At 39.4% G+C, this 12,147-nt stretch carries 13 protein-coding genes; all 13 read left to right on the forward strand.

Annotation, left to right across the window (positions count from 1 at the left end; all coding sequences use genetic code 11):
- Nucleotides 1-93 precede the first annotated feature (93 nt).
- The 13 genes from LXM54_RS01645 to LXM54_RS01705 all read left to right on the forward strand — a co-directional run bounded on the left by LXM54_RS01645 (nucleotide 94) and on the right by LXM54_RS01705 (nucleotide 12,112).
- A complete protein-coding gene (locus LXM54_RS01645; protein WP_233313346.1) occupies nucleotides 94-699 on the forward strand; it encodes a YphA family membrane protein in 606 nt (201 codons plus the stop codon).
- Nucleotides 699-1,589 (forward strand): YIEGIA family protein, encoded by an 891-nt coding sequence (locus tag LXM54_RS01650; RefSeq protein ID WP_233314720.1) that lies wholly within the window; start codon nucleotides 699-701, stop codon nucleotides 1,587-1,589. Before LXM54_RS01645 ends, LXM54_RS01650 begins: the two co-directional genes overlap by 1 nt.
- On the forward strand, nucleotides 1,586-1,771 hold the full coding sequence (locus LXM54_RS01655) for a capping complex subunit for YIEGIA (RefSeq protein WP_233313347.1): 186 nt from the start codon (nucleotides 1,586-1,588) through the stop codon (nucleotides 1,769-1,771). The genes LXM54_RS01650 and LXM54_RS01655 overlap by 4 nt, the downstream gene beginning before the upstream one ends.
- A gap of 294 nt (nucleotides 1,772-2,065) precedes the next feature.
- On the forward strand, nucleotides 2,066-3,376 hold the full coding sequence (der, locus tag LXM54_RS01660) for a ribosome biogenesis GTPase Der (protein WP_233313348.1): 1,311 nt from the start codon (nucleotides 2,066-2,068) through the stop codon (nucleotides 3,374-3,376).
- A 15-nt stretch (nucleotides 3,377-3,391) separates the two neighbouring features.
- Nucleotides 3,392-4,441 carry an NAD(P)H-dependent glycerol-3-phosphate dehydrogenase gene (locus LXM54_RS01665; RefSeq protein WP_233313349.1) on the forward strand — a complete coding sequence of 350 codons (1,050 nt, stop codon included), beginning with the start codon at nucleotides 3,392-3,394 and terminating at the stop codon, nucleotides 4,439-4,441.
- A 558-nt stretch (nucleotides 4,442-4,999) separates the two neighbouring features.
- Nucleotides 5,000-6,478, forward strand: a complete 1,479-nt coding sequence (spoIVA, locus tag LXM54_RS01670) for a stage IV sporulation protein A (RefSeq protein WP_233313350.1) — start codon at nucleotides 5,000-5,002, stop codon at nucleotides 6,476-6,478.
- A 418-nt stretch (nucleotides 6,479-6,896) separates the two neighbouring features.
- The gene (locus tag LXM54_RS01675; protein WP_016203034.1) at nucleotides 6,897-7,169 is read left to right on the forward strand and encodes an HU family DNA-binding protein; all 273 of its coding nucleotides are present in this window, start codon (nucleotides 6,897-6,899) and stop codon (nucleotides 7,167-7,169) included.
- Nucleotides 7,170-7,368: 199 nt separating this feature from the next.
- Complete coding sequence (gene folE, locus LXM54_RS01680; protein ID WP_233313351.1) at nucleotides 7,369-7,932, forward strand: GTP cyclohydrolase I FolE; 564 nt, start codon at nucleotides 7,369-7,371, stop codon at nucleotides 7,930-7,932.
- A 137-nt stretch (nucleotides 7,933-8,069) separates the two neighbouring features.
- Nucleotides 8,070-8,861, forward strand: a complete 792-nt coding sequence (locus LXM54_RS01685; RefSeq protein WP_233313352.1) for a heptaprenyl diphosphate synthase component 1 — start codon at nucleotides 8,070-8,072, stop codon at nucleotides 8,859-8,861.
- A gap of 5 nt (nucleotides 8,862-8,866) precedes the next feature.
- Nucleotides 8,867-9,574 (forward strand): demethylmenaquinone methyltransferase, encoded by a 708-nt coding sequence (locus LXM54_RS01690; protein ID WP_233313353.1) that lies wholly within the window; start codon nucleotides 8,867-8,869, stop codon nucleotides 9,572-9,574.
- A 46-nt stretch (nucleotides 9,575-9,620) separates the two neighbouring features.
- The gene (gene hepT, locus LXM54_RS01695) at nucleotides 9,621-10,583 is read left to right on the forward strand and encodes a heptaprenyl diphosphate synthase component II (protein WP_233313354.1); all 963 of its coding nucleotides are present in this window, start codon (nucleotides 9,621-9,623) and stop codon (nucleotides 10,581-10,583) included.
- 86 nt (nucleotides 10,584-10,669) lie between these two features.
- On the forward strand, nucleotides 10,670-11,116 hold the full coding sequence (gene ndk / locus LXM54_RS01700; RefSeq protein ID WP_233313356.1) for a nucleoside-diphosphate kinase: 447 nt from the start codon (nucleotides 10,670-10,672) through the stop codon (nucleotides 11,114-11,116).
- Between the two features lie 222 nt (nucleotides 11,117-11,338).
- The gene (locus LXM54_RS01705; RefSeq protein ID WP_233313357.1) at nucleotides 11,339-12,112 is read left to right on the forward strand and encodes a CheR family methyltransferase; all 774 of its coding nucleotides are present in this window, start codon (nucleotides 11,339-11,341) and stop codon (nucleotides 12,110-12,112) included.
- Nucleotides 12,113-12,147: the final 35 nt, after the last annotated feature.

A 12,147-nucleotide genomic window follows, 5' to 3' on the forward strand; every position in this document is an offset into this window, starting at 1 on the left:
GGGATTTTGTCCAGCATTTGCCAAACCTTACTTTTCTAAGTTTAAAGTACATATTTAATTGACATAATGGAAAAAGTAGGAGAGTGAATAGTTATGGAAGGTAATATGTTTTTTTGGTTTGCTTGGATGCTCTGGTTAATACCCACTTTTTTTATGGAGAAAGATAATAATAATAGAAGTAAATACGCATCTTTTTTGCTTATTGCAATAATTTTATATCCTCATCAATTACCCTTTATGGGCATGGAAGTGTCTGTATTGCTGCTTGTCCAAATAGTGTCAGCTTTTATTTATGCTGCCAGGCTACGGACGTCCCAGCAGCTTTATATGGTGCTGACAGCCTTTATGACAATGCTTGCTTATTGCGCTTTGCAGCTTTTAAGCATTCTTGATCCAGTTTGGCTGTTAATAGATAAAGACGTCATGCTTGCAGTAATGCTTGCTATTTTAAGTGTGATGCTGCATCGAACAATGGCAACTCAGGGTTTAATGATCATTATAGGAAGTTCTGTTGGCGAAATGCTGTACGGATACTTGCTCCATTACTACAGGATGGACGAAAGAATTGGAACAGCGGCCTTTTTCGACAGTCTGCTCTTATGTATAGCCAGCATAACAGCGTGGAATATTGCTAAAGTTTTCCTTGCGAAATTGGAACAGCAAATATACTTAATCGAAAAGGAGAAGCAAAAACTATGATGACCACATTTACATATCCAATTCTATTTGGACTCATTATCGGAACAGCTTTACGCATGTTTATGCTTCGCACTGATTACAGGCAATACCCGACATATCTTCACGGGAAGATCATTCATGTTGCACTTGGATTCATAGCGGCAGGTCTAGGCACAGTTGCCATTCCCTCCATATTAGATAAAGACTTTACAGCTGTCACCTTTCTCACTGTCGCTGCCTCGCAATTTCGGGATGTCCGCAATATGGAAAGAAACACCTTAACAGAGCTTGACAGTTACGAGATGGTGCCACGTGGGAAAACGTATATCGAAGGAATAGCAATTGCATTTGAAAGCAGAAATTATCTTGTTATGTTTGCAAGCCTTTTGAGTACCTTTGGATTCATTACTTTCCATATATGGGGCGGAATTATTGCGGCAATTATATCGTTTTTTATCAGCAGGAAGCTCATGTCCGGCGGAAAGCTTCGCGATATTGTAACAATTGAATATGTTAAACCGAGATTTGAAGATGCTGGCTTGTATGTTGATAATATTTATATTATGAATATCGGGATACCAGCACGGCAGGAGGAAGTGCTGAAATACGGGATGGGATTTATCCTCACACCTAAAAACTTCAATGCCAGAACGACAATCGCAAATCTTGGGCAAAGACAGGCAATTCTGTACGATGTCTCGACTGCATTGGGAGTGTACCGCGATTCTGGAACACCAGCTTTAGTTCCTTTAGCAAAAAGAGACTTGGAGGATGGAAGGGTCGCTGTTTTTGTTTTGCCGCAGCATAATGACCCGGAAAAAGCGCTTGAGATTATTGGAGCAACTCCAACTCTTGAAAATGCCATCCGGATGCCGAGCAAAAGGCTGTTAAGAGAGGAAGAAGCACAGTGACGATTGAAAAGTATATATTGGCCGCTATAACAACGAAACCGGAAAAAGTAGCGCAAGGCACTGGCGTTTTTTATTGCAGCGACGTTAGTGAAATGGAAGTTGTAGCAACAAACTTGGAAGCTATTCTTGACGGAATTGCCCATAAAATCAGCGAAGATGTTTATATTATCGTCAAGCATTGAGCATTCAAGCAGTTAGTTTAGGACTGGCAAATCCCAGCATAGCTTAACAATTTTCTTGTACTTGCCTGTACAATGCTGCTCTGTTAAGATATATTAGTTAGGGGACTGCCTAAAAGCTTGGGCTAGCCCCTAATTGTTTTTAACGCTTTTGGACTGTGGCAAGCAGTATTGCGATCTTAGTTGACATGTCAGGCTGATTTAGAAGAGCTTGGAATAATAATTTACATAGTATTTGTTTGTGTAGACATAAAAGCAAAAAAGACTATTTTGGAGTATGGAAGGGTGTAAGTAAGAATGGCGAAACCTGTAATAGCAATAGTAGGACGTCCTAACGTTGGAAAGTCTACTATTTTTAATAGAATTGTCGGGGAGAGAATCTCCATTGTTGAAGATATTCCTGGTGTAACAAGAGACAGAATATACAGCTCTGCAGAGTGGCTGAATCATGATTTTAACCTGATTGATACAGGCGGAATCGATATTGGCGATGAGCCTTTTTTAGAGCAAATCAGAGCACAGGCAGAGGTAGCAATTGACGAAGCTGATGTTATCATTTTCCTTACGAACGGCCGTGAAGGTGTAACAGCTGCCGACGAAGAGGTAGCAAAAATCCTCTATCGTGCAAAAAAACCAGTTGTTCTTGCTGTAAACAAAATTGATAACCCAGAGATGCGCGAACAAATCTATGATTTCTATTCGTTAGGATTTGGTGAGCCGATGCCGATTTCCGGATCTCACGGCTTAGGTTTAGGTGACTTATTAGATGAAGCTGCCAAGCATTTCCCAAACAGAGACACAAAAGACTATGCTGATGATGTCATTAAGTTTTCTTTAATCGGCCGTCCGAATGTAGGGAAATCGTCGCTTGTTAATGCAATGCTTGGAGAGGACCGCGTTATTGTCAGCAATATTGCCGGCACAACAAGAGATGCGATTGACTCAGAAGTTACTGTTAACGGTGAAAAATACGTAATCATTGATACAGCAGGTATGCGAAAAAAAGGGAAAGTGTATGAAAGTACTGAGAAATACAGTGTTCTTCGTGCATTAAGAGCGATTGAAAGATCAGATGTTGTTTTAGTTGTTATAGACGGGGAAGAAGGCATTATTGAACAAGACAAAAAAATCGCAGGCTATGCCCATGAAGCAGGCAGAGCGGTTATTATTGTTGTAAATAAATGGGATGCTGTCGAAAAAGACGAAAAAACAATGAAAACATTTGAACAAAACATCAGAGAGCATTTCTTATTCTTGGATTATGCACCGGTTGTGTTCTTGTCTGCTAAGACGAAAAAGCGGATTCATACATTGATTCCAATGATTAATATCGCCAGCCAAAATCATACTTTAAGGGTAGAGACAAGTGTATTGAATGATGTCATTATGGATGCTGTGGCGATGAATCCAACACCAACAGATAAAGGTAAACGTTTGAAGATTTACTATACTACTCAAGTAGCTGTTGGACCGCCAACATTTGTTGTATTTGTTAATGATCCAGAGCTGATGCATTTCTCCTATGAACGTTTCCTAGAAAACCGTATTAGAGATGCCTTTGGCTTCGAAGGAACACCAATTAGAATTTTTGCGCGTGAAAGAAAATAATAGAGGTGGATCGTAATGGGTAATCATAAAAAAATTGCAATGATCGGAGCCGGAAGCTGGGGGACAGCGCTTGCGTTAGTGCTTGCCGATAATGGACATACTGTCCATCTTTGGGGTAAAAATGGACAAGATATTGAAGAAATCAACAAAAATCATGTAAACAAACGATATCTTCCAGACATAAAGCTTTCGGAAAATATCATTGGATATACGTCCATGCAGGAAAGCTTAAAGGATGTCCATTATATTGTCTTATCTGTTCCTACAAAAGCGATGCGCGAAGTAATCCAACAAATTATACCTTTCTTAGATGAACCAAAAACATTCATTCATGTAAGCAAAGGGATTGAGCCAGGAACACTGCTTCGCATATCTGAAATAATGGAAGAAGAGATTCCGGAGCGTCTGTTAAAGAGCATTGTTGTCCTGTCAGGACCAAGCCATGCAGAGGAAGTAAGCTTGCGCCATTTGACGACAGTAACAGTTTCTTCTAAAAACATGGAGGAAGCAGAAAAAGTTCAGGACTTGTTCATTAATTCAAAATTCAGGGTTTATACGAATCCTGATATTGTCGGTGTGGAAATCGGTGGTGCACTAAAGAATATTATCGCAGTCTGTGCTGGAATTACAGATGGGCTAGGTTTTGGTGACAACGCCAAAGCTGCACTTATTACAAGAGGACTTGCAGAGATGGCGAGATTAGGAACAAAAATGGGTGCAAATCCCCTTACCTTCTCAGGATTAACCGGCATTGGTGATTTGATTGTGACCTGTACGAGTGTCCATTCAAGAAACTGGAGAGCTGGTAATTTGCTTGGAAAGGGCTGTCCCCTTGAAGAGGTTCTTGAGAACATGGGAATGGTTGTAGAAGGAATCAGAACAACTAAAGCAGGCCAACAGCTTTCTGAGAAATATGGCATTGAGATGCCGATTACGAATGCTTTATATGATGTGCTGTTTAATGGGAAGAATGCGAAGGAAGTAGTGGAAGGCTTAATGGCAAGGGATAAAACACATGAGATGGAAGACCTTGTGAACATCCTTGCTTCCCAGTACGTAGAATAAGTCTTATACATCCTTTAGTGAGCTTTAAAAATCTGTTTTTCGAAATTTGTTACGATTATTAGGCATTTTATGGTGTGCGAATGATGTATTTATGCATACAATGCTTTGAAGCAACCTGGTGGAATGAACAGGTGATGGGTTATATAGTCATGAAATCAAAGTAAAGGTTCCCCTGCTTTTACTTTGATTTTTTTTTGAATGAAAATGACTCTGTAGCTCCTATGTACACCGATAAAATAAATTTTTATAGAAATAGTCATAACCCTATCATTCATGTGTATATATGATTTAGAAGGGTTATTTTTTTTGGCGTGAATAAAAATCATAAAATAAGCTGAGCATTACTTTAACTTCTTTTATGATTTGCGATAAAGTCCGCTGATTATATGTTTTTTTACGAAGTAGTTTTTTAAGGAGAAGAAATCTTCCATAAAAAAAAGGGGGAATTTATAAAAGTAGTCATAATGAGATAGGACAACATCATAAATATATATTGTCTAATTGCATTAAATGGTTTTTGCTAATCTCTACACTAGGGAGAGTTCAGGAGGGGATCATTTGGAAAAGGTAAATATTTTTAAAGATATTGCCGAAAGAACTGGCGGTGATATTTACTTAGGTGTAGTGGGTGCTGTTCGAACAGGCAAGTCTACTTTCATAAAGAAGTTTATGGAATTGGTTGTTATTCCGAATATGGATAATGAAGGTGACCGTGCAAGAACAAAGGATGAATTGCCGCAAAGCGCGGCAGGTAAGACGATTATGACGACAGAGCCAAAGTTTGTTCCAAATCAGGCGGCATCTGTAACTGTGGATGAAGGATTGGATGTAAATATCCGATTAGTTGATTGTGTCGGCTACACGGTTCCAGGCGCGCAGGGTTATGAAGACGAAAATGGGCCTCGGATGATCAATACACCATGGTATGAAGAGCCAATTCCATTTCATGAAGCGGCTGAAATTGGTACAAGAAAGGTTATTCAGGAACATAGCACAATCGGTGTTGTCATTACAACAGATGGAACGATTGGGGATATACCGAGAAGTAATTACTTAGAAGCAGAAAACAGGGTTATTGAAGAGCTGAAGGAAGTCGGCAAGCCGTTTATTATGATTGTCAACAGCGCCCAGCCTTATCACCCTAATACAGAAAAGCTTCGCAGTGAACTATCAGAAAAATATGATATTCCAGTTATCGCAATGAGTGTTGAAAGCATGAGAGAATCAGATGTCCTTAATGTAATGAGAGAAGCACTGTTTGAGTTCCCTGTACTTGAAGTGAACGTAAACCTGCCGAGCTGGGTAATGGTTCTTCGGGAGAACCATTGGTTGCGTGACAACTATCAAGAGGCTGTGAAGGAAACAGTTAAAGATATTAAGAGACTGCGAGATGTCGATCGTGTTGTGCAGCAATTCAGCGACTTTGAATTTATCGATAAGGCTGGTCTTGCAGGAATTGAGATGGGGCAAGGTGTTGCCGAAATCGATTTGTACGCACCAGATGAGCTGTATGATGAAATTTTGAAAGAGATTGTTGGTGTGGAAATCAGAGGGAAAGATCATTTGCTTGAGCTAATGCAGGACTTTGCCCATGCAAAAACAGAGTATGACCAAATCTCAGATGCACTGAAAATGGTTAAACAAACAGGTTATGGCATTGCAGCACCATCCCTTATCGATATGAGCTTAGATGAGCCGGAAATCATCCGCCAAGGTTCAAGATTCGGTGTAAGATTAAAGGCTGTAGCACCATCTATCCACATGATTAAAGTGGATGTTGAGTCAGAATTTGCACCAATTATCGGTTCTGAGAAACAGAGTGAGGAACTTGTCAGATATTTGATGCAGGATTTTGAGGATGATCCATTATCCATCTGGAATTCGGATATTTTCGGAAGAAGCTTAAGCTCCATTGTTAGGGAAGGAATTCAAGCAAAGCTTTCACTTATGCCTGAAAATGCCCGCTACAAGCTGAAAGAGACACTTGAGCGTATCATCAATGAAGGCTCTGGAGGGCTTATTGCAATAATCTTATAGGAAACTCTCTTTGTGGGAGTTTCTTTTTTTTGCATGCGTTAACTTCTCCCTACTAAATAATAAGAACTGGGCTATTTCTCTTAATTTGTCAGTTTCGGATATGTATGTAAATTTATTGATTTAATATTACACTTTTATATCAAATGATGAAAAGATTGCTATCAATATATAAAATTTCTTGATATGCTCAAACGATTATGATAATCTTTTAAAGGAATCAGCGTCATTACAGCGATTAAAGCATTATGATATACATTATAAATGCTTGTCACGTTAGTAGTAGCATTATGGAACCCTATGATGCTGCAAAGGAAAAATATTCTTGATGACGTATATAATTCCGATAAATTGTTTACAAATAATGATATGAAACGATTTTTTAGGATTTATTTGAAACATTTGGGAGGAGGTGAAAGGCATGAACAAGACAGAATTAATTAACGCAGTTGCAGAAGCAAGCGAATTGTCTAAAAAAGACGCTACTAAAGCAGTTGATGCTGTTTTTGATACAATCTTGAATGCTTTAAAAGATGGCGATAAAGTACAACTTATCGGTTTTGGTAACTTTGAGGTACGTGAGCGTGCTGCTCGTAAAGGTCGCAACCCACAAACTGGTGAAGAAATCGAAATCGCAGCAAGCAAAGTTCCTGCTTTTAAACCAGGTAAAGCACTTAAAGACGCAGTGAAGTAATTTACATACATTGCATATTATTTCTCTAAAAACCGCGAATTACTCGCGGTTTTTTCTATTTATTAGCATATTTTCCAAAAGTTTAGCCAATGGCTTAATGGGAATTGAATAGAATTAACGGTATTCGTGGTGTTCGTTCTTTTTATATGCTAATATGATTAAAGGAAATTGGATTGATAGCTTTGGGAGGAAAAAAAGAATGTCGAATGTTGATTTGGCCAAGATAGAAGATGCGGTAAAACAAATACTGGAAGCGATTGGGGAAGATCCTGAAAGAGAAGGATTGCTTGATACCCCAAAAAGAGTCGCCAAAATGTATAGTGATATTTTCTCAGGATTAAATGAGGATCCAAGAGAGTATTTTCATACTATTTTTGGGGAAGACCATGAGGAGCTTGTGCTTGTTAAAGACATTCCGCTGTACAGCATGTGTGAACATCATCTCGTTCCGTTTTATGGAGTTGCTCACGTAGCCTATATTCCTAGAAACGGAAAAGTAACGGGCTTGAGCAAATTAGCAAGAGCGGTTGAAGCTGTTGCGAAAAGACCGCAGCTGCAAGAGCGCATCACTTCAACAGTCGCTGATGCGATTCAAGAAATGCTTGATCCGCATGGTGTTATGGTCGTAGTTGAAGCAGAGCATATGTGCATGACAATGAGAGGCGTTAACAAGCCTGGTGCGAAGACAGTTACAACAGCTGTCCGCGGTAAGTATGCAGAAAATGCAGATGCCCGCACAGAGGTGCTGTCTTTAATTAAGTGACATAAAGGCTTGTCTTACAAGGCTTTTTAAGTGGTGTCAGCAAGCAAGTATGCTATAATAAGCTAGACTTTATACAAATATAATTTAGTTGTAATGTATATATAAAGAGAAATTTATGGGGGAACAAGGGTGATATTATGATGTTATTTCAAGAAATGGTGGAGAATGTGCGGGAAGAGGTATTACAAAAGATTGCTCATCCTTATCTTTTTAAGCATATTGATAATCCGATAATTGATGAAGACAAGCTTCTGCTTACCGTTTTTCTATTAAAGCAGGCTGACATAGATGACAGCCAAGTCATCACATATGCCACAACAACAATGCTTATTCAAATTGCCCTTGATACCCATGAGCTTGTAACCAATGACAGCGTTCATAAAGGAATAGAAAAGAACAGGCAGTTAACAATATTGGCCGGAGATTTTTACAGCGGTCAATATTACAAGCTGCTGGCAGACCTCGGAGATTATGAGATGATAAAAGTGTTTGCCGAAGCAATTAAAGAGGTTAACGAGAATAAGATGATTATCTATCAGCAAGCTTTTGCCGGACTTCCAGAAATGATAGATGCCATAGAAGCTGTTGAGTTTTCTATTTTAGATAAGCTTGTTGACCGTTTCCGCTTGCATAATTGGAGAACCTTTGCATTGTCGTTTCTATTTCTGAACAGAATGCTGCAAGACAGGAATACATATAACTTAACTGGGGATTCATTTTTATTCAGCATGCTGAATCGTCATAGTGGGGAGCTTGGCCGCCTTGCAGAGGATCAAGGATATCGTCTGTTCGATCCGGCAGTTCAAAAAGCGGCAGACAGCTTAACAGAAGCGCTTAAGAGCTATGCGCCTGATGAGGACAGAATCGGGGTCAGAACTGTGGCAGTTTTGGATAAAATCAAACAACAAATGTATGTGGAAGAAGGGTAAGAGCAATGCGGGAGCACCAATCAAAGGAAGAAAAAGTGCACCATGTATTCGAAAAGATATATGGCAATTACGATAAAATGAATACAGTAATCAGTTTTCAGCAGCATAAGATTTGGCGCAAAGAAACGATGAAAAGGATGAATGTTCCTAAAGGCGCAAAAGCTTTGGATGTTTGCTGCGGCACAGCGGACTGGACAATAAGTCTGGCAGATGCAGTCGGGTCAACTGGTGAAGTAATCGGACTTGATTTCAGCGAAAACATGCTGAGCATCGGCAAAGAGAAAACAAAGGATTATCAGCAAATCCAATTGATTCATGGCAATGCTATGGAGCTGCCGTTTGCTGATGACAGCTTTGATTTTGTGACAATCGGCTTTGGGCTGCGAAATGTTCCTGACTATCTGCAAGTGCTCAAGGAAATGAGAAGGGTAGTTAAACCGGGAGGCAAGGTTGTTTGTCTGGAAACATCTCAACCGACAATGCCTGTTTTTAAGCAAGGCTACTACTTCTATTTCCGGTTTGTGATGCCCCTGTTTGGAAAGATTTTCGCCAAAAGCTACAAGGAATACTCTTGGCTGCAGGAATCAGCTCGGGATTTTCCAGGAATGAAAGAGCTCGCTTCCCTTTTTGAAAAGGCAGGCTTGTCCAATGTGACGTATAAGGCATACAGCGGTGGCGTGGCTGCTGTGCATATCGGCTTTAAAGAAAAATAATGTCTGTATCTATTTTGTACAGCAGTTAAAGACGGGTGAGGCTTAAGTGAAATTAAAAATGATGTATTCATTTTTGAATTCTGATTTAGAATTAATAGAAAAAACACTGGAAGATACAGTGAATGCCAACACTTCTATATTGAGAGAGTCGTCGCTGCATCTTCTTAAAGCGGGCGGTAAGCGAATTAGGCCGATTTTTGTCCTGCTCGCTGGTCAAATTGGCAATTATGACATCCATGTCATTAAAAAGGCAGCAGTCGCACTCGAGTTGATTCATATGGCATCCCTTGTTCACGATGATGTTATCGATGACTCGGACTTGCGCAGAGGGCAACCGACGATTAAGGCGAAATGGGATAATAAAGTTGCTATGTATAGTGGTGATTATATTTTCGCTAAATCCCTTGAAATTATGAGTGAACTGGAAAAGCCGGATGCTCATAAAGTGTTGGCAGACACGATTGTTGAGGTTTGCCTCGGTGAAATTCAGCAAATTAAAGACAAATACCAGTTTGAACAAAATGTGAGGGATTACTTTCGCCGCATAAAAAGAAAAACAGCTCTGCTTATTTCTGCTAGTTCTTTAGTCGGGGCTATTGTGTCTGATGTGGAAGAGAAGCATCAGAAAAAACTACATAAATTCGGTTATTATGTTGGAATGTCTTATCAAATTATTGATGATATTCTTGATTTTGTCGGTACAGAAGAAGAACTAGGGAAGCCTGCTGGCGGCGACTTATTGCAAGGTAATATTACTTTGCCTGTTTTGTATGCAATGGAAAATGATGTTATCCGCCAAAAGGTAGAAACCGTTCATGAAGAAATGGACCGGGAAGATTTGTTAGAAATTATAAGCTTGATTAAGAGCTCTGATGCCATTGAACGCTCTATTAAGGTGAGCAATATGTATCTGCAAAAAGCACTTGATGCGCTTGTTGATCTTCCGAAGGGTAGAAGCAAAACTGCCCTCATCAATATAGCGAAGTACTTAGGGAAAAGGAAGTTTTAATATAAGCTTTGCATTGTCGCTTTATGTATGATATCGTTTTCATGAAATCATTTTTTCTTACTACTACATACATAGGAGTGAATCAAATGGAGAAAACGTTTTTGATGGTCAAACCAGATGGAGTGCAAAGAAATTTAATCGGCAAGATTGTAGAACGCTTTGAAAGCAAAGGCTTCCAGCTTGTTGGTGCCAAGTTAATGGTTGTGTCAGAGGAGCTTGCTAAAAAGCATTACCAAGAACATGTGGACAAGCCCTTCTTCATGGAGCTGGTTGATTTCATCACTTCAGGGCCTGTATTTGCTATGGTGTGGGCTGGCGAAGATGTGGTGGCAAAGGCTAGGCTCATGATGGGCAAGACAAATCCTATAGATGCTGCTGCCGGCACAATCCGCGGTGATTTTGCAGTAGTAATGAGAAAAAACGTGATTCATGGATCAGATGGTATAGAAAGCGCAGCTAGAGAAATCGGCTTATTTTTTAAAGAAGAAGAACTTGTTGAGTATAATAAGCTCAGCAATAATTGGGTTTATTAATGCCCCTTACATAATATAGGCTGCCCTTTGAGCAAGTAATTGCTCAAGGGCAGCTTTTTTATTGTTTGAAAAGTAGTATGATTGCTGCCGTAAACAAAAATAATAGGAATGTCTTGTCTTTTATTTAATAAGTAGCTGCTAAATAATTGCCCCATTTCTTATCATTATCGTTTATACTAGTAAAAAAGAAAAATTACTAGCAGCAGGATGCGAGGTTTCATTATGGAAAAAGACTATCAAGAATTTATCAGGAATTTTCAGCAAATTTCAGGCATCGATTTATCTCTCTACAAAGAAGCGCAAATGAAAAGAAGGTTAACCTCTCTATATGAAAAAAGAGGCTATCGGTCTTTTAAAGAATACTCTCAAGCAATAGGAAAGAATAAGGAGCTTCTCGAAGAATTACTGGACCGCATGACCATTAATGTTTCAGAATTTTACCGTAATTTCAGACGGTGGGAGGTGCTTGAGAATAAAATTCTGCCGACCTTGATTAAAGGCAGTTCTAGCTTGAAGGTTTGGAGTGCAGCGTGTTCAACTGGTGAGGAGCCGTATACTCTCTCCATGATTCTATCAAACCACCTCCGTCCGACTAGCTTTCAAATTACTGCTACAGACCTTGATATTAATGCTATTGAACGAGCAAAGAAAGGCCTTTATGTGGAGCGCTCGTTAAATGAAGTTCCGATTGCGCAAAAACAGAAGCACTTTACCCAATCGGGAAGCATGTTTAAAATCAGCGAGGAAATTAAAAAGCCTGTGACATTTAAGCAACAAAACCTATTGTCTGATCCCTTTCAAGGGCCTTACGATCTAATTGTCTGCCGAAATGTCATGATTTACTTTACAGAGGAAGCGAAGGATATTTTATATCAGAAATTTGCGAATGCATTAAGACCCGGCGGCATATTTTTTGTCGGCAGCACAGAGCAAATTTTTAATCCTGGCAAGTATGGCTTTGAGACAGAAGATACATTTTTCTATAAAAAAGTATAAAAAATGCAGGTTTTTAGGATTTTTTACTATCCATA

The organism is Bacillus sp. Au-Bac7, assembly GCF_021341655.1.
Taxonomy (GTDB): Bacteria; Bacillota; Bacilli; order Bacillales; family Cytobacillaceae; genus Niallia.

Bases quoted from the DNA above. Each gene is read 5' to 3' on its own strand.
- LXM54_RS01645 (WP_233313346.1), top strand. From the start codon at position 94: ATGGAAGGTAATATGTTTTTTTGGTTTGCTTGGATGCTCTGGTTAATA.
- LXM54_RS01650 (WP_233314720.1), top strand. From the start codon at position 699: ATGACCACATTTACATATCCAATTCTATTTGGACTCATTATCGGAACA.
- der (WP_233313348.1), top strand. From the start codon at position 2,066: ATGGCGAAACCTGTAATAGCAATAGTAGGACGTCCTAACGTTGGAAAG.
- LXM54_RS01665 (WP_233313349.1), top strand. From the start codon at position 3,392: ATGGGTAATCATAAAAAAATTGCAATGATCGGAGCCGGAAGCTGGGGG.
- LXM54_RS01675 (WP_016203034.1), top strand. From the start codon at position 6,897: ATGAACAAGACAGAATTAATTAACGCAGTTGCAGAAGCAAGCGAATTG.
- folE (WP_233313351.1), top strand. From the start codon at position 7,369: ATGTCGAATGTTGATTTGGCCAAGATAGAAGATGCGGTAAAACAAATA.
- LXM54_RS01685 (WP_233313352.1), top strand. From the start codon at position 8,070: ATGATGTTATTTCAAGAAATGGTGGAGAATGTGCGGGAAGAGGTATTA.
- LXM54_RS01690 (WP_233313353.1), top strand. From the start codon at position 8,867: ATGCGGGAGCACCAATCAAAGGAAGAAAAAGTGCACCATGTATTCGAA.
- ndk (WP_233313356.1), top strand. From the start codon at position 10,670: ATGGAGAAAACGTTTTTGATGGTCAAACCAGATGGAGTGCAAAGAAAT.
- LXM54_RS01705 (WP_233313357.1), top strand. From the start codon at position 11,339: ATGGAAAAAGACTATCAAGAATTTATCAGGAATTTTCAGCAAATTTCA.